The sequence below is a fragment of the Rhodoligotrophos defluvii genome, assembly GCF_005281615.1.
GTDB lineage: Bacteria > Pseudomonadota > Alphaproteobacteria > Rhizobiales > Im1 > Rhodoligotrophos > Rhodoligotrophos defluvii.
On record NZ_SZZM01000001.1, the window covers coordinates 1,739,946 to 1,757,443 of the forward strand.

Sequence of the window (17,498 nt, forward strand, 5' to 3'; positions counted from 1 at the left end):
TGCAGGTGTGGGCATAGATGCGGGCGCGATCGCGGAAGATCCGGCCATCGGCTCCGCGCGATAGAAAAATCCGAAGGTCACCTTCGTAACATTGTAATTCCCGAACTATTGGAGAGTGGACAGACTTAACCGGTCACACAGAAAAATCTGCCTTGGGCTGGCCCCACCGGAGTTGTGGGCCAAGTCTGGCACAAAAAGGAAGGGGGGACTTCCATGAAACGGTTGCTTCTTATTGCATTGGGCGCCGTTGCGCTGATGGCCGCTGACCAAGCGTTCGCGCAGAACCATGTCTGGGACATGCCGAACGAGTATCCGGCAACATCGATTCAGGGAGAGGGCGACCGCCGTTTCGGCGAACTTCTGCACAAGAAGTCAGACGGGCAGATCAAGATCGTACACCATTTCGGAGGGTCGCTCGGATTTCGCTCGCGGGACCAGCTGGATGCCGTGGCTGACGGCGCCGTGGTGCTCGCCAACACCTTCGTGCCGCCTCTAGGCGGGATCGATCCCATTTTCCTGCTGTCGTCCCTGCCATTCATGGCGGCGAATGCCAAAGAGGCTCGACTTCTCTACGAAGTGGCTAAGCCCTACTATGAGCAAGTCTATGCGGCGCACAATCAGAAGCTTCTTTACGCTTCGCCATGGCCGCAGAGCGGGCTCTGGGGCCGAGCGCCCGCGGACTCGATGCAGGCGTTGCAGGGGCTTAAGTTACGCACCTATGACGTCAACGGCACCCGGGCGTTCCAGGCTGCAGGAGCGGCGCCGATCCAGCTGAGTTGGGCCGACATCATCCCGCAGGTGTCCACCGGCGGCATCGATGCCGTTCTGACCTCGATCGAATCGGGGATCAGCGCGAGTTTCGACGACTACCTCAAGTTTTTCACTCAGCTCAACTACGATTCCACCATCAACATGGTTACGATGAATCTCGATACGTGGAATGGTCTGTCAAAGGAGCATCAAGCGGCAGTCATCGAGGCGGCGAAGGAGACCGAAGACTATCTCTGGACAGAGATCGAGAAAGTTGTCGAGCGGCGATATCAGACGGCCCGCGAACGGGGTGTTACCGTGGTTCAGGACGTCCAAGACGGCTACCGCGAGAAGCTAAGGGAACTCGCCGAGCCGGTTATCCGAGCCTGGGCCGCCTCGGCCGGTGAAAAAGGAGAACGCCTCATCGCCGAATATCGCGCGCGCCTCGGCCAAGCCGGCGAGTAAATGCTCATGAAGGTCGTCTTAGACCTGGTGAGCTGGATCTCGCGCGCGGGCGCGGTGATCGCTGCCATCCTGGTGGTTGCGATGACTGGCCATATTCTCCTAGAGATCCTTTTGCGGGTGGCGTTCTCGCGCTCCACCTATGTGCTGGAGGAGTTCGTCGGCTACGGGATCGCCGGCGCCAGCTTCATGGCCCTGGCCTATACGCTCGAGACCGAGGGGCACATTCGCGTCAATCTCTTGCTGACGCGACTGGGCGATTCCCCGCTGCGCAAGCTGGTCGAGCTGCTTTGCATCGGCACCTCGTTCGCCTTGACACTGTTCCTTTGCCTCTACTTCTGGCGTTCCATCAGCCGCAACTGGGCGCGCGGCGCGGTCAGCGAGACCATTGCCCAGGTACCGCTCTGGATCCCCGAAGGCTTCGTTCTGCTCGGATTGGGCATCTTCGCCCTGCAGCTTGTGGCTCGTGCATTGCGGGTCCTGGTGGGATCGCCCTCGCCGCGGGCGTCCCTGGTCCCCTCGCCGGATGGACAATGAGGAAACGCCGTTGGACGCCTTGTTTCCCGCATTTCTGCTTCTTTCGTTCCTGATCCTTGCGCTGGGAATGGGGCTCTGGGTCTTCGCAGGCCTGCTTCTCGTCACCGTCTTCGGCCTCGGCGTCATAGCGGATTTTTCGCCGGACAGGATTGGCGTCATCGCGCGGTCCGTTCTCTGGAAGAGCGCGACGACATGGGAACTGGCGGCCATCCCGCTATTCATCTGGATGGGCGAGATCATTTTCCGCACGGACATCTCAGAACGACTGTTTCGGGGACTTGCGCCACTGGTGGAAGGCATACCGGGACGCCTGCTGCATACCAACGTGATGGGTTGCACGCTCTTTGCCGCCATGAGCGGGTCGACGGCAGCAACGACCGCAACGATCGGCAAGATCACCACGACGGCCTTGGCTGAACGGAAATATTACGCGCCGCTTGCCGTGGGATCGCTCGCAGGTGCGGGAAGCCTGGGCCTCCTCATCCCGCCCTCTATCGTCATGATCATCTATGGTGTGCTTGCAGAGGTTTCGATCGCGAGGCTTTTTGCCGCCGGGGTTCTACCTGGACTGATGCTGGCGGCGCTCTTCTCCGGCTACATCATGCTCCAATGCGTGCTTCACCCGCAATTCGCACCGAAGGGCGTGACATCCCTCACCTTTGCGCAGCTCGGCCGCTCCTTTGTGGACCTGTTGCCGATTTTCGCACTCATCGTGATCGTGCTGGGCGGCATCTATTCCGGCCTGGCCACGCCATCGGAAGCGGCAGCACTGGGCGTGGGGGCGACAATCCTGCTGACCTACATGATGCGCTGCCTTACGCTGGAGGTGCTCGTGGAATCGCTGATGTCAGCCGTCCGCACCTCGTGCATGGTCGTGGCCATCCTGATGGCTGCTGCCCTCTTGTCATCGACAATGGGCTATCTGCACATTCCGATGAATATTGCTAACGCCATCGCTGAGGCGAACTTCTCGCCACTGGCGCTGCTCTTGATGCTGGCCGCATTCTATATCGTGTTGGGCCTGTTCCTGGACGGCATTTCAATCGTAGTGATGAGTCTGCCTATCACGCTCCCGATCGTCGTTCAGGCAGGGTACGATCCTCTCTGGTTCGGGGTCTTTCTCGTGCTAATGGTCGAGATGGGTATGATCACGCCGCCAGTGGGTTTCAACTTGTTCGTCATTCAGGGGTTAACCGGTCAGCCGCTGGGCGAGGTGTCGTGGGCCGCTTTTCCCTTCTTCCTGGTCATGTGCCTGGCCGTGGCCATCCTCGCCATTGAACCTCGGATAGCCCTGTTCCTGCCAAGCCTGATGCCCTGACGAACGGGAAGCCTCCCTAGGCTAGGCGGCCCGCATTCCCGGAATATGCCCTTCCCTGATCTGTCCACGGATGTGCTGGGCGAAGGCAGATACGATCCGTGTTGGGCGGATTTGCCGCTTTAGCGCATAGCCCAGAGGCAGGCGTGGAACCTCGTCGCTCAGGGGAATGGCAACGACGGGTTTCCCATCCAGCGCCCGTTCGTTGTAGGGCCGCGCGGCGAAAACCGATATGCCATAGCCGTTGGCCACCATCGTGCGGACCACCTCCGGCTGCGAACTGCGCCTGGTGATGTTGGGAGTCACGTTGGCTGCGGTAAACAGAGAAAGGAAGTAATCGCGGCTATAGGGAAGGTCTAGCATAATATAGGGTTCGGACCCGACGTCGTGCAGCGATATCTCGGCGCGGGTCGCAAAACGATGACCGGGCGCCATCAAGATGTAAGGCGGAAGGGCGACGAGCTGGGTGAATTCCAAATCCTCGGGAATATGGATGTCGTAGGTGATTAAGATGTCGATTTCACCGCGCCTTGTCATGCTTATGAGCTGATCCTGGCTGCCTTCGAACGTACTGATCTCCACACCAGGATTGCGTACCGAGAACTCATGGCAGAGGCCCGGCATGATCATTGGCGCCAATGTCAGGAGGCAGCCCACGCTGATCGAACCGTGAAGCTCGCTTCCGTGCTGGTTGGCCACTTCATAGAGCCGCTCGCAAGCATCGAGGATTGCCCGCGCCTCGAGATAGACCCGCTCGCCTGGCCTCGTCAGCGACATACCCTGTGAGAACTGCCGGACGAAGAGCGTGATGCCCAGTTCGGTTTCGAGTTGGCTGATGGCGGCCGATATGGAAGGCTGGGATACACTGATCCGTTCCGACGCCCGTGTAATGCTGCCGGCCTCCGCCGCTGCCACCAAGTATTGCAACTGTCGCAGTGAAAAACGCATCACCCGGTCCCTCCCACGGCTTGCTCTCTTCTGAATATCGCTCGGGGCATCAATAGGCAAATCCGAAGGACTAATTTAGAAGTGCGTAATTCCCAAAAGCCCATGTCATTGGCAAAAGCAGAGCATGACGGGCGCCGTGAGAGCTTGGCGCCGCGACTTAGGGCCGAGGATAAGCAAGCCGATGACGATCCAACGGATTTCGTGCCCCATTCCATTGTCGGAGTTCGATGCCAGCACCGCGCGGAGTCCGAGCCCCGTGTCGCTGCCGCCGGCGACCTTCAAGGACGCGGACTTCTACACGTTCGAGTTCGAGGCCATCTGGGGCAGCGAGTGGTTCTGCATCGGTCGGGCAACCGACATTCCCAATGCGGGCGACTACTACAACGTGACGGTCGGCCATGAGCCGCTCGTCGTGGTCCGCCGCACGGAAAGCGAGATCTCCGTCCTCTCCAATGTCTGCCAGCACCGAGGCATGTTGCTCACCGAAGGCCGCGGAAACCTGCGCCGCCTCCGCTGCCCCATGCATTCGTGGGTTTATGACCTTAGCGGCCGGCTCATTGGCGCGCCGGGTCTTACCGATGATCCAAGCTTCGACCGATCGACCGTCTGCCTTCCGCAAATCCGTTCGGAGATATGGCAGGGCTTTATTTTCGTTACCTTCAACAAGGACTTGCCGCCGATCTCCGGTCGGCTTTCCAGACTTGAGGAACAGCTTGCTAATTTCAGATTGGCGGAGCTGAGGGCCCATACGCCGCTCGAGCTCGAGCAATATGCATGGAACTGGAAGATGTATTCTGATGAGTGCTACCACTGCACTCATCTGCACGCCAAGTCCTTCGGTGCGATGTTCCCGGTCCCCCAGTCCGCCGTGGACGAGGAATCCGAATACAACGATCTCGAAAAGGGTATCATAGCTTACAATCTGGTCGGGACCACGCTGGACGCCGTACCAACGCGCACGGGCAAGGCCCTTCATCCCATCCTGCCCGGCCTGACCGAGGCCGAACGCTCCCGCCTCGGCTACATCACCGTGGCACCCAACCTGCTGATCGTCACCATGCCCGACAAGGTGAAGTATTTTCTTTGGCTTCCCAACGGGCCAATGGCCTCCAGCTTCGGCGTGTCTTGGTTGTTCCCCCAGTCCACCCTCGATATGCCGACTTTCGAGGAAACCTTCAAAATGGAGCGTGAGGATCTCTATCCCGTGATGGTGGAGGACGTAGAGGCCTGGGGCAAATACCAGGCGGGGATGCTTTCGCGCTTCGCACCACGGGGGCATCTGACCTCGCACGAGCAGGTCATGGTCAGGCTTCAGGATTGGCTGATAGGGCGCTACCGGGCGTATGCGGGCCGGTGACCTGTCTCGTCAGCAGCCAAAGCATGATCGCCGCATCGGACAAACCCCCGCGCCTGATGACGGTGCTTCGAAAGGACTACGCCGCGCATGACATCGCTCTGTTCGATCTGGCAGATGCATCCGGTGCCGACTTGCCTGCCTGGGAGCCAGGCAGCCACGTGGAGCTCATTCTCAGCCCGAAGAGGGGCGAAGAGCTCGTCCGCCACTATTCGTTATGTGGCGACGTCAAGGACAGGCACGTGTGGCGTATCGCAGTCCTTCGCGAAGAGCAGGGCCGCGGTGGATCGCAATATCTCTACGATCACGTCCTGGAGGGGGACAGGATCAGGGTTCGCGGACCGCGCAACAACTTCCGGTTCTCCGGCGGGAGAAAACCGCTCTTCATCGCCGGCGGGATCGGCATCACGCCGCTCTTGTCCATGATGCGCAAGGCGGCGGAGGAAAGGCTTGACTGGCAAGCCGTCTACCTAGCGCGGACGGAATCCTCGATGATTTTTCGCCAGGAGCTCGCCGGGCTCGACCGCGATCGCGTCGTGTTTCACGATTCCCAGAAAGCGGGGCGATTCCGCCTATGCGATCTGCTGGCCAAACTGACCCTGGAGCATGAGGTCTATGCCTGTGGCCCGCAGCGCCTACTCGATGATCTGGAGGCGATGAACCAGGCGGGTAGCGGCTGGCAACTCACGCTGGAGCGATTTCAAAACCCGAATAACAGGATAGGGCCTGATGATACCGGGACGTTCGAGGTCGTGCTCGCGAGAACGGGCGTGACGCTGATCGTGGCGCCGGGCCAATCCATTCTCGAAGTGGCCCGAGAGGCCGGTGTGGACGTGGACTGGTCGTGCTGCGACGGGATTTGCGGAACCTGCGAAACGCGTGTGCTTTCCGGCGTGCCCGACCACAGGGACGCCATTCTTACCGCGGCGGAGCGCGAGGCCGGGACTCACATGATGATTTGCGTCTCTCGCGCTCGCAGCGCCCGGCTTGTCCTGGACATCTAGAACGAAACGGGGGTGATGATGACGATACGAAAGGTGGTCGTGACGGGAGGCTCGGGCCGTGTCGGCGCCTACGTTCTGCGCGAGCTGACACCCTATTTCGACGTGCTGAATGCGGATCTCGAACCCGGGAAGCTGGATGTGCCGCATATCCAGACAGACGTGACCGACCTCGATTCGGTGCGCCGTGCCCTCCAAGGCGCGGACGCGGTCGTTCACCTCGCCGCGATCGACTTCGACTGGAAGGCAGCCCCCGAGACATACATCCGCGTCAACACGCTTGGGTCTTGGCACGTGCTTCAGGCGGCAGCCGAGGCAGGGGTGAAGAAGACCGTGCTCTGTTCCAGCATCTCCACCTGCGGCCTCTCCGAAATGAGGCGCGACTGGCGTCCGCAATATCTGCAGGTGGACGAGGCCCACGAGAACCGGCCCGTGCAGGCTTACAGCGTCAGTAAGCAGATCATAGAGCAGATGGGCCTGAGCTTCGTCCATGGGACGTCCATGGACGTCATCTGCCTGCGTCCGATGGCCGTGATCATGCAGGAGTCCTTCGGCGGTTTCCTCGACTTCATCGATGCCCCCGATCGGAGCTGGCTCTTCTACTACGTGACGGCGGAGGATGCCGCGCGGGCGTTCCGGGCGGCGCTGGAGACCGACGGGCCCCGCTACGGTGTCTTCTTCGTCGGCGCCGATGATACGTGCCGCCCCGAGCCGACGCTCGATTGGTACCGGGAGCGCTTCGGCGAGCTTCCGCCGATTGCCGATCCTCATGTCTATCAAACGATGCCGCGCGCGGCGATCTTTTCGAACCGCAGAGCACGGGAGCTTCTGGGCTGGCAGCCAACCTCCGATTTCCCGTCGCTGCGTCGCCAGTGGAACACGGATGTGATTGTTGAAGGGGAGCCGATGACATGACGGACACTGTGCGCAATGGAGTGGTCGACTGGACCGGAGACAACCCGTACATCTATTTGAAGGAAGATCCCGCAGGCGATTGGTCGAGCCTGTGCCTCTTTTTCCGCATCGTGGCCTCTCGCTTCGGCAGGGGCCATGCCATCCTTATCCTGGAGAACCCGTATACCGGGGAGGATCCTGGGGCCATTAGGCTCTGCCTCACTGACAACGAGCCGCTCAGCCGATTTCTGCTCGACGATTTCGTGCGGAAGTTTGGTCTCTTCCGCCAGGCTGTCGCCCTGGACAAGATGGTCCTGGTAACGGACGCGCGCTTCACCACAGAGGCGGAATATCCCACTTTCCTGTGCGAAAAGGCGACGCATGCAGGGGGCGAGGCGATACTCTGCTGGGAAGGTCTCGGCGAGCCTTTTGCGGTCGATGTTCCGCCCGAACGATCGCAGACCGGCCGACACGAAATGTTTAGCGTTTTCCAGCCCGCATCCTCGGCCTGGGCTTCGGTGAACGGAAAACGCGTCCGCGGCAACACGGTCGAGCGCGACTTCTTCGACCGTCGCGTGCAGTCGGCTGCCCTGGCTCATAGCGAGACCTGGGTTCGGTTCTGAGCAGGAACAACCCGGCACCAGGGGAGGACGGCAGCATGCAACTCAGCGCTGCAGATGGGCTCGGCTTTGCAAAAATTGCCGCCGCACGGCCAGCATGGTCGGGGGTGCGCAGGCTTTCGGACGCGGTCCGCGGGCTCCAAGGCCGATATGTGCTTCACGCGGGCCCACCCTTCCGCGATCGGGCGAGCATCCCTGCTCCAGTCCGGAATTCCCTCTGCGCGGCCTGCATCTATGAAGGTTGGGCCGCAAGCTGGAGCGAGGCGGAAGCGCTTCTCGCGGGCGGCGCGATCAATATGGTGCCTGCGCAGGACTGCGCCTGTGTGGTCCCGCTGGCCGGCGTGCTGTCGCCATCCATGCCGGTTCTTGAAGTGATTGATCTTGAGGACCGCTCCGCAACGTTTTTTGCAGCCGTCAACGAGGGCCAGCGACACGCGACCCGCCTCGGGATGCGTGACGAACGGTTGCCCGGTCATCTGCGCTGGCTTGGGGGGACACTGGCCCCTTGGCTAGAAGAGGCTCTTCAGGAACCTATCGAGCTTCTGCCGCTCATGGGTGAAGCGCTCGCCCGGGGCGATGATTGCCATTCGCGAACCGTCCACGGCTCGGCGGCCATAGCGGCGGCCCTTCGCGGGCGAAACGAGCGTTCTCCGCCTGATGTGCACGCGTTCCTGGACACGTCGCCCGCCTTCGCCCTCAACCTCTGGATGGGTGCGGCGGCGCTGATGCTGCGTTCGGCCGAAGGGACAGGGAACTGCACCCTGGTGACGCGTGCTGGCGGCAATGGCGAGAATTTCGGCATCCAGCTCGCCGGCCGGCCTGGCGTTTGGGTCACGATGCCGGCGCCGGTGCCGTTCGGACCCGTTGATGCCACCGCCCGGGATAGAAGCGCGGTGGGTGCTGTGGGTGACAGCGCCCTGGTCGATTTTCTCGGACTCGGCGCGCAGGCACTGGCGACCGCGCCGGAGGTTGCCAGGGCGCTCTCCGGCTACCTCCCGAAGAATGCCGGCGACAGGGCCAGAAGCGTTCTTGCCGGTGAACTGCCTGGACTGGGCCGTCGGGCGGTCACAAGCGCGGCACTTGCGGCGGAAGCTGATGTCGGCCCGCTCGTGCTTCTTGGGATGATCGACCGCGCCGGGGTCGCCGGTCGGATCGGCGGGGGCGTGGTGGACGTACCGCCACAGCTCTTCGCACAAGCGCTCCGGGAGTGCATTTGATGGCGCAGGATCTTGCCGATCTATCGCTCGTGGAGGCCTTAGGGTCGATCGAGGCCGGGACATGTCAGGCCGGCGACATCGTGGAGAGCTGCCTGGACCGGATTGAGGCGCTCGAGCCTCGTGTGCGAGCTTGGCAGCACCGCCCTGACCGGAAAGCGTTCATGGCGGGCTGGCGGTCGCGGCAAGCCTCGCACGGGCAATCGCCGCTCAAGGGACTTCTGGTCGGCGTCAAAGACATTATGGACACCACCGAGTTCCCGACCGAGCGGGGTTCGTCCATTTATCGCGGACGCATGGCAACGGCCGATGCATCCTGTGTGGCTCTGCTCCGCTGGGCCGGTGCCGAGTTTCCTGGAAAGACGGTCACCACCGAGTTTGCCTACTTCCAGCCCGGGCAGACCACGAATCCCCACCGGCAGACGCATACGCCGGGCGGGTCGTCGAGCGGCTCGGCGGCCGCCGTTGCCTGCGGTATGGTGCCAGTCGCGCTCGGCTCCCAGACGGCGGGATCCACCATCCGCCCGGCCTCCTACTGCGGGGTTGTGGGGTTCGTCCCCTCCCATGGTCTGCATGCGCTGCGCGGCGTGATGCCGCTGAGCCCCTCTTTCGACACGCTGGGCATGCTCACGCGGAGCGTCGCCGACGCCGCGCTTATCCACCGCCTGCTGCTCGATGGGCGATCGGACGGGCGTCCCGACACATGCCGGCCAAGGCGCATATTGCTGATGTCTGGCGAGCAGTTTGGCGAGGTGTCGCCTTCCATGACCTCTGCCATGGAGACGGTAGCGGATAGGCTGAAGGAGCATGAGGTCGAGATTGTGCAAACCGACCGGCTCGCGTGTATGGACGATGCCGTTGCGACACATGAGCGTATCATGGCGTTCGAGGCCGCACGCACGCTGGCCTCCGAATACGCGAGCCGTCGCAGCGAGCTTGGCCCGCAACTCCTGCAGCTCTTGGAGGTCGGCCAGGCGATGGGGCTGGAAGAGTACCTGCACCTGCTGGAGCGGCGTGACGGCATGATCCGCACCTATGCGGAAGCGGTCGCCGGTTTCGATGGCATTGCCGCACCCGCGGCTCCGGATGCTGCACCACGCGGCACGGACTTCACTGGATCCGCCCATATGAGCCGGCCCTGGCAGTTGATCGGTGTACCCCAAATCGCCCTCCCCGGGCTGCGGGATCCGAACGAGATGCCTCTAGGTGTGCAATTGATCGGCTTGACGCGCCAGGACGAGCGGTTGCTTGGGTTGGCAGCCTGGTTCGAATTGAAGGTATTCAGTGTGAAAGCTTAGGACGTGGACTCATAAGAGCGTAGCCACAGTCTGATGGACGCAAGCTGTACGAAGGCAAGGTAATTGGCAGCCAGCCTGTCGTTGCGCGTTGCAACGCGACGGCATTGCTTGATCCTGTTGAAGAAGCGCTCGATCCGGTTGCGGTCGCGGTAGAGATAGGGGCTGAAGTTGATCGGATCACTGCGATTGCGTTTTGGCGGGATGTTAGCCCATGCGCCACGCCGCATGGCGAGCCCTCTGATCGGCGTCATAGCCACGGTCGGCAAGCAACATTGATCCGGACTTCAACCAAGACAAGAGTTTTCCGGCAAGCCGATTGTCGTGTGCCTCGCCCCGTGTCAGTGCGAGGCGGACCGGCAAGCCGTTGGCATCTACGACCGCATGAATCTTGCTGGTCAATCCACCCCGTGATCGCCCCATCAACTGCCGTTGATTCCTTTTGATGCATGCTCCATGCTGATGCACGCGGACGATCGAAGTGTAGATCATCTGGACAGCCGGATCGTGGGCAGCGGCGAGCGCGTCTATGATACGGCTCCAGACGCCCGCCCGGCGCCAACGGACGAAGCGATTGTAGCAGGTCGTGTAGGGGCCAAAGCCAGCAGGTAAATCGCGCCAAGGCGCTCCAGAGCGCAGAACCCAGAAAATGCCATTAAGGACACGACGGTCCCTTGGCTTGCGGGCTTGAATCACGAACTGGGAAGCGGTCTCAACTGGCTCTGCCACGGTGCTTTTCGGGAGCTATCCTCCCAGAAGAGGACTCGTTGTGCTCACCCTCACCCTGAGTTATTCCGCCACTGACCCGAATGCGACTATCAGTCTTTCTGTCGCCTGTAGCGAAAATCGCAGTGGCTCGCGCCCTGCATGATGGTTTGTGTGCGCGTGAGCTTTATGTCGGAGCCAAAACCCTCGGCGAACGGGAAGTCCGAGCTGCAGACCAGCAAGAATCCAAGCTCAGGCTCACCCAACTCCTTGTAGAACTGTGCGTACCGGCATCCAGTGACATCGATCTCATAGGTATCTTGCGATTGCGCGCGAACACTGTATTCAACGGCGTCACCTTTGGCGAACGAGGCAAACGCCAACGCCATGTTCTCTCCCACGTGCGTGGATTCTTTCGCCCGCCACCACTGTTCGCCGAGGCGGCGATAAACGTCGCCTAGAGTCTTGCGGACAAGCGCGTTCGCGCGTTCCTTGCCCAATTCCGCCTGAAGGGCCTTGACGAGAGGAACTAAGACCTGAGCCTGTATCTTGGCTTGTTCTATGACGGGGATGCCCATACGTCGCCTCCTCTAGCGTGCCGGTTGTCAGGGCGCGGACCGGCCTGTCTCCGAGTCGAACTTATCATCCGACGGGCACGATGTTGAGCTTTCACCATCAAGAAGGGTCAGCTCCTGGCCCTTCTCGGACCTCCTACGATGTCCGCTTTTGTGCCGCTGTTGGGGAACAAGCGGACATCAAACGCGCCGTAAACAAGCTTCCTAATCTTATCAGTACGCGGCCTAGTTGCACCTTTAGCACTTCGCGCTCTCGTCATTCGATAGCGCTGTGCTGTTCCCGATACAGCGTTTGCGAGATCGTGGTCCCGGGTCACGCACGACCACCGCCTATCTATGACACCGTGGAAGGCTGAAGCGGCACGAGCTGGAAGCCGCTCTCACCACCGGACGGCTCGACAATCAGAACCCGGTCGGGTCCAGAGTTGCCGATGAAGTACTGTAGTCCCGTGCCGCCGATGAGCGTGGAGGAACTGCCTTCAGGCAACTCACCGTCGAACCACTGGGCGATATTGCCTTGCAGCTCAACGAAATGCGCCGGCTTTGCGCCGGTCGGTTCGACCCCTGTCGAATATGGCGCCTCAACGTCGATATCGCCGTGATCGCCATGACCGTGGGGTGGCTAGTGGCTCTTAAGCGGAAAGCAGTTGCCGGCCGACCTTGCTAGGATGGCTGAGCGCCGTCTTGTGCTCGCCTAACGCACGTATTCAGCAACCGTGCCAAGGGAGCAGGCGCCCCGGCCGAAGGAACCAGGGCGCCGTCCAACTTCCCAGCTTTTCTAGCGATTGGGTGGGGGAATATTCGCCTCTTAAGCTGACAAATACATTTATGCTGATTCTCATCATCTTCGTCAAATCTATTGCTAGCCATTATATATATAACAGAACAGCATGAATATATCTAACTGTAATCACGAATTATAACCGGCTGAGCATCCGCATAATGGTTGCGTTCTGCAGATTTATCGAAATAGATTTCAAGAAATTGGCAAAATGTATCGCCCGCTAGGTGCTATAGAGAGATCAGGTCGTGCACCAAAAAAATGATATATGAATTATTTTGATACAGTATAAAATCCACATAAGAGAAAATCTATTAGAGATCCTCTTTGTTAACGATAATGGTTCTTGCTTTACCTTGGATTCAAGAGTCCGTACAAAGATAGATTGCTCAAGTGTCGCACTGCGGCAACACCGCTGGCGCAACCACGGCTCTGTTGCGGCGAAAGAAATTCCGTTCTCGTTGACAGAATAGGCAAATCACTCAACCGTATAGTGAGAACATTTCACGGCGAATCAGTGGCGCCACTGAGGCGATCACCCGTTGCGCATGCGTGCAGCGGTCGGTTCCGCGCGTCTCAATGACTGTGGTCGGGTGTTGCGAGGTAAACAGAATGCGAGGGTTCCATTTAGCAAACGAAACCGATTGTCAGATCACCAAGGCTGAACACGACGCACTGACCGCTGTACGGATTGGAGCCAGGAGCGGTACATGTCTGCAGCCTACTCCTCAAAGCGGTTCAGATGGACGGCTGAAGCGACCCCGTCTGCTGTCGGGTACGGCTCATGCGATCCTTCTTGCATTTGCTCCCATCACCATAATGGCGGCATTACCTGATTGTCCCGCGGCGGCCGAGCCCATGGGTGGTGCGGGCGGGAACGGCTACTACGACAATCCACCCATCCCCGTTCCCGGTGGTGCGGGCGGGGGCCTGGGCCAGTCTGGAGCGGATGGCAGCGATGCTCCACAGGACGCGGCAAGCCCAGGTGGCGGCGGCGGTGGGGGTGGCGGCGGCCCGGGGGGAGGAGCTGGTGGTTCGGGCGGTGATGGCACCGGTGGCGTGGCGGGTGGCGCTCCAGGAATGGACGGTGCTGATGCGACCGCGCCGGGCGAAGGCGGCGGTGGCGGCGGTGGCGGTGCAGGAGGCGACCATGGGGCCACGGCAACAGGCAGCATGACCATCGATGATGCGGTCACCGGCACGGCTGGCGGTGCCGGCGGAAGCGGCGGCTGGGCATATGGTCCCGGCACCACCGGCGGTGCTGGCGGGGGCGGCGGCGCAGGCGGCCACGGCCTTCTTGTCACTGGTGCGGGAACGATCAGGAACAACTCGACCATCACGGGCGGCAGTGGCGGCCCGGGTGGCTATGGCCGGTCAGGCGAATCACAGGCGGATGGCGGACGGGGCGGCGATGGTGGTGCTGGGCTCGCAGTTACCGTTCCTGCTGCGGTTATCAACAATGAGGACGGCGGGATCATAACCGGAGGCGATGGCGGTCAAGGCGGATTTACCTTCTCAAACAACGGCAGGAACGGGGATGGAGGTGATGGTGGCGCAGGAATAGACGGTGATGGCGCTGCGATCACCAATCTGGGAACCATTCAGGGCGGCACCGGTGGCTATTCCGGCGAGCAGACGCCTGGCACGGCGCATGGCGGCGCTGGCGGTGATGCGATCGCGGGGAATGATCTGACGATCAGCAATGCCGGAAAATTGACGGGCGGCGAAGGGGGTATGGGCCTTGCAGCGAGCGGAACTGGTGGGCAGGGAGGCTCCGGTGTCAATAGCAGCAATGTAACGCTTGGCAACACGGGAACCATCCAGGGTGGCACTGGAGGGCAGGCCAGCGCCACCGAGGTGGTCGCAGGTGACGGAGGGGCAGGTATCCATGGCAGTGGCGGAACTATAACCAACAGCGGAACGATCGAGGGCGGCGATGGCGGTATTGGAACCGGCTTTCTAAGCAGCCGCGGCGGTCACGGAGGTGCCGGTGTCAACGGCAGCGGTCTTACGGTCATCAACACGGGGACCATTCAGGGTGGCAATGGAGGCGAGGCAACCGGGCCCAATTCTGCGTATGGGGGAAATGGAGGGGCCGGCATTACTGGTGCCGACCTCGTCATCAAGAATGGCGGCACAATCGTTGGCGGCACCGGTGCAGCCGGTCCAACAGCAAATGGCTCCGACGGAAATGCAATCACCTTTACTGGTGGCACCAATGTCCTGGAGCTGTGGCATGGCTCAAATATTGTCGGTGACGTTGCCGCATATAGCACGGCCGACACCTTGAGGCTCGGGGGTGCGACGGACTCCACCTTCGACCTCTCGGAGATTGGACCAGATCAAAAATATCAGGGCTTCGGCGTCTATGAGAAGACCGGGAGCAGCACCTGGACGCTGACCGATACATCGGCGGTGGTGACGCCGTGGACCGTTCAGGAGGGCACGCTGTCGGTCGAAGGCACGCTAAACGGGACGGTGGACGTAGAGTCCGGAGGTGCCCTCGGCGGAACGGGCACCGTGCTCGGCTCCGCCAGCATAGCCTCGGGCGGCACGCTTGTCGGCCAGGCGGGTCAGACCCTCACCTTTGGCAGCGATCTCACGCTCGACAGCGGCGCGAATATCGATGTTTCGCTTGGAGCGCCGAACGCGACCGAGCTCTTCCACGTTGACGGAGACCTCACGCTGGATGGCACGCTCAATGTTGCCGACGCCGGCGGCTTCGGGCCCGGCGTCTATCGGATTTTCCATTATGATGGCGCGCTCACCGACGAGGGCCTCGAGATTGGAAGCACACCGTTCGGCGTCAATGCTGACGAGCTCTCGGTCCAAACCGCGGTCGTCGGCCAGGTGAACCTTGTCAGTGAGGCCGGTCAGTCGCTGAATTTCTGGGATGGCGGCGATCCGAGCAAGCATGGGAACGGGAAAATCGATGGAGGCGATGGCATCTGGAGCACGGTCGCACCCAATTGGACCGACCAGAACGGCATCACTGATGGGCCGATGCGCCCGCAGCCCGGCTTCGCCATCTTCCAAGGTGCCCCAGGCTTGGTCACTGTCGACGACGGGGCCGGCGATGTCGCGGTTACGGGCATGCAATTCGCCGTGGATGGCTATGAGATTCAGGGCGATCCAATCACCCTCGCGCAAGCGGGTACGATTATCCGCGTGGGCGACGGCAGCGCAGCCGGTGCGGGCTTCACAGCTGTCATCGGGGCGGAACTGACCGGCGCCGGCGGGCTTAACAAGACTGATCTTGGGACGCTCGTGCTCACGGCAGCCAACAGCTATACGGGTGGTACCACAATTTCCGGCGGAATATTGTCGGTGATTGGATCGCTCGGCGGCACGGTGACGGTCAACGCCGGAGGCACCCTGAGCGGCACCGGCACGGTCGGCACCACCACGGTTGAGAAGGACGCGACCATAGCTCCAGGCACGGCTGGCACCTCCATAGCCACGTTGCATGTCTCCGGCGACATCACCTTCAAGGATGGCTCGATCTACGCTGTCGATATCGATCCGGACGGCAACAGCGATGAGATCCAGGCAACGGGTATTGCCGCGATTGAAGGCGGCGTTGTTTCGGTGAGCAAAGCGCCCGGCACCTATCTGCCCGGCAGCCATTACACCATTGTCAGTGCCACCGGCGGGGTAGCGGGCACGTTCGACACGCTCGAAGAGGACATGCCCTTTGTGGACCTCACCTTGAGCTATGACCCGAACAACGTCTATCTCGATATCGTCCGCAGCCAGATCGCCTTCTGTGATGTGTCCGAGACCTACAATCAGTGCTCGGCTGGGCACGGCGCGGAAAGCCTCGGGTCGGGCAACGCCCTCTACGATGCCATCGTAAGCTTGCCGACGGAAGCCGACGCCGTGCACGCGTTCGACATGATCTCGGGCGAGATGCATGCTTCGATGCAAGGCATGTTGATCAATGATGCCCGGTTCGTACAGGAAGCTGCCCTCGGCCAGTTGCGGGGCGATCTGCTCGGCGCCTTAGACACCAGGCAGCTGGCGGGGGGACCTGCTCTCGGTGCCAATGGCACAGGCATCACGCCGGCGGCGGATCTGTTCATCCCTGCGCCCCAGCCGCTACCCAGCGCAAGGCTCTGGACCTATGGCTTCGGGTCTTGGGCCAAGCGTGACGGGAACGGCAACGCGGCGAGCCTGAAGCGCGAGATCGCCGGCGTGTTCGGAGGTTTTGACATGGGCTTTGCCGAGGCGTTTCGCGCCGGCGTCATGGGCGGCTACAGCCGCAGCGCCTATAAGGTGAATGCGCGTGCCTCATCGGCCGACAGCGACAACTATCATGTGGCGGTCTATGGCGGCTGGCAGTGGAGCGGCCTTGGCCTGCGCGTCGGCGGGGCTTATAGCTGGCACGATTTCGAAACCGACCGGTCGGCCACGTTCCTCGGATTCTCGGAGGATCTTGAGGCCGATTATTGGGCGCAGACCGCACAGGCATTCGGCGAAATCGGCTATCAGGTCGCGTTCGGCACGATCGGGTTCGAACCGTTCGCAGGAGCGAGCTATGTCAACCTGCACCGCGACCGGTTCACCGAGGATGGTGGGGTGGCGGCCCTTCGCGCCGAGAGCGAGGAGCAGGAGGCGACCTACACCACGGTTGGATTGCGCGGCGCTGCACGGTTTGACCTGGCCTCCTTGCCGGCTGCCGTGCATGGCATGGTAGCCTGGCGGCACCTATTCGGGGATAAGCAGCCGACGGCGACGTTCAATTTCGCGGGCGGCTCGCCGTTCACCATCCAGGGGGTGCCGCTCGCCCGGGATGTACTGGCCGTGGATGGGGGCATTGCCGTGGCGATCAGTCCGCAAGGCAGCTTCGGGGTAAGCTATAGCGGGCAATTCGGCAAGAACACCACCGACCATGGGGTGCACGGCAACATCACCTGGTGGTTCTGACGGACGCCGACTTGGCTGCGGGAGCTCAGCAGCGGGCTCCCGCCTCACCGAGCGACCCTGCTATGGACACATCAATATCACTCCTTCGACGGTTGATCTCACCACTAGCATAACTCGCCAG

Annotated in this window: 13 protein-coding genes and 1 pseudogene; 11 read left to right on the plus strand and 3 right to left on the minus strand. The window is 61.4% G+C overall.

Annotation, left to right across the window (positions count from 1 at the left end; all coding sequences use genetic code 11):
- Nucleotides 1-213: 213 nt before the first annotated feature.
- Genes E4P09_RS08290 through E4P09_RS08300 form a run of 3 tightly spaced genes read left to right on the plus strand, consistent with a single transcriptional unit; the run spans nt 214 to nt 3,067 of the window.
- The gene (locus E4P09_RS08290; protein WP_137389016.1) at nt 214-1,215 is read left to right on the plus strand and encodes a TRAP transporter substrate-binding protein; all 1,002 of its coding nucleotides are present in this window, start codon (nt 214-216) and stop codon (nt 1,213-1,215) included.
- Between the two features lie 6 nt (nt 1,216-1,221).
- Nucleotides 1,222-1,749 carry a TRAP transporter small permease subunit gene (locus tag E4P09_RS08295; protein ID WP_137389017.1) on the plus strand — a complete coding sequence of 176 codons (528 nt, stop codon included), beginning with the start codon at nt 1,222-1,224 and terminating at the stop codon, nt 1,747-1,749.
- Nucleotides 1,750-1,759: 10 nt separating this feature from the next.
- Nucleotides 1,760-3,067 carry a TRAP transporter large permease gene (locus E4P09_RS08300; RefSeq protein WP_205042040.1) on the plus strand — a complete coding sequence of 436 codons (1,308 nt, stop codon included), beginning with the start codon at nt 1,760-1,762 and terminating at the stop codon, nt 3,065-3,067.
- Between the two features lie 21 nt (nt 3,068-3,088).
- On the opposite strand, the gene E4P09_RS08305 is transcribed toward E4P09_RS08300, so the two are convergent.
- A complete protein-coding gene (locus E4P09_RS08305; protein WP_137389019.1) occupies nt 3,089-4,012 on the minus strand; it encodes a LysR substrate-binding domain-containing protein in 924 nt (307 codons plus the stop codon).
- Nucleotides 4,013-4,193: 181 nt separating this feature from the next.
- Here E4P09_RS08305 and E4P09_RS08310 point away from each other — a divergent pair, with 181 nt between their 5' ends.
- Genes E4P09_RS08310 through E4P09_RS08335 form a run of 6 tightly spaced genes read left to right on the plus strand, consistent with a single transcriptional unit; the run spans nt 4,194 to nt 10,393 of the window.
- On the plus strand, nt 4,194-5,369 hold the full coding sequence (locus tag E4P09_RS08310) for an aromatic ring-hydroxylating oxygenase subunit alpha (RefSeq protein WP_137389020.1): 1,176 nt from the start codon (nt 4,194-4,196) through the stop codon (nt 5,367-5,369).
- 23 nt (nt 5,370-5,392) lie between these two features.
- Nucleotides 5,393-6,370, plus strand: a complete 978-nt coding sequence (locus E4P09_RS08315) for a PDR/VanB family oxidoreductase (RefSeq protein ID WP_137389021.1) — start codon at nt 5,393-5,395, stop codon at nt 6,368-6,370.
- Nucleotides 6,371-6,385: 15 nt separating this feature from the next.
- On the plus strand, nt 6,386-7,282 hold the full coding sequence (locus tag E4P09_RS08320; protein WP_205042041.1) for an NAD-dependent epimerase/dehydratase family protein: 897 nt from the start codon (nt 6,386-6,388) through the stop codon (nt 7,280-7,282).
- On the plus strand, nt 7,279-7,884 hold the full coding sequence (locus E4P09_RS08325; RefSeq protein WP_137389022.1) for an NAD-dependent dehydratase: 606 nt from the start codon (nt 7,279-7,281) through the stop codon (nt 7,882-7,884). Before E4P09_RS08320 ends, E4P09_RS08325 begins: the two co-directional genes overlap by 4 nt.
- A gap of 35 nt (nt 7,885-7,919) precedes the next feature.
- Complete coding sequence (locus E4P09_RS08330) at nt 7,920-9,098, plus strand: oxamate carbamoyltransferase subunit AllG family protein (RefSeq protein WP_137389023.1); 1,179 nt, start codon at nt 7,920-7,922, stop codon at nt 9,096-9,098.
- Nucleotides 9,098-10,393 (plus strand): amidase, encoded by a 1,296-nt coding sequence (locus E4P09_RS08335; RefSeq protein ID WP_137389024.1) that lies wholly within the window; start codon nt 9,098-9,100, stop codon nt 10,391-10,393. Before E4P09_RS08330 ends, E4P09_RS08335 begins: the two co-directional genes overlap by 1 nt.
- Here the strand turns inward: E4P09_RS08335 and E4P09_RS08340 are convergent.
- Nucleotides 10,390-11,062 (minus strand): annotated as a pseudogene (locus E4P09_RS08340) (IS5 family transposase); the annotation flags it as partial. The gene E4P09_RS08335 and the pseudogene E4P09_RS08340 overlap by 4 nt on opposite strands.
- 146 nt (nt 11,063-11,208) lie before the next feature.
- Nucleotides 11,209-11,673, minus strand: a complete 465-nt coding sequence (locus E4P09_RS08345) for an L-2-amino-thiazoline-4-carboxylic acid hydrolase (RefSeq protein ID WP_137389025.1) — start codon at nt 11,671-11,673, stop codon at nt 11,209-11,211.
- Between the two features lie 1,736 nt (nt 11,674-13,409).
- On the opposite strand from E4P09_RS08345, the gene E4P09_RS08355 reads away from it, so the two are divergent.
- Nucleotides 13,410-13,628, plus strand: a complete 219-nt coding sequence (locus E4P09_RS08355) for a hypothetical protein (RefSeq protein ID WP_137389026.1) — start codon at nt 13,410-13,412, stop codon at nt 13,626-13,628.
- Nucleotides 13,625-17,377, plus strand: a complete 3,753-nt coding sequence (locus E4P09_RS08360) for an autotransporter family protein (RefSeq protein ID WP_137389027.1) — start codon at nt 13,625-13,627, stop codon at nt 17,375-17,377. The genes E4P09_RS08355 and E4P09_RS08360 overlap by 4 nt, the downstream gene beginning before the upstream one ends.
- Nucleotides 17,378-17,498 lie beyond the last annotated feature (121 nt).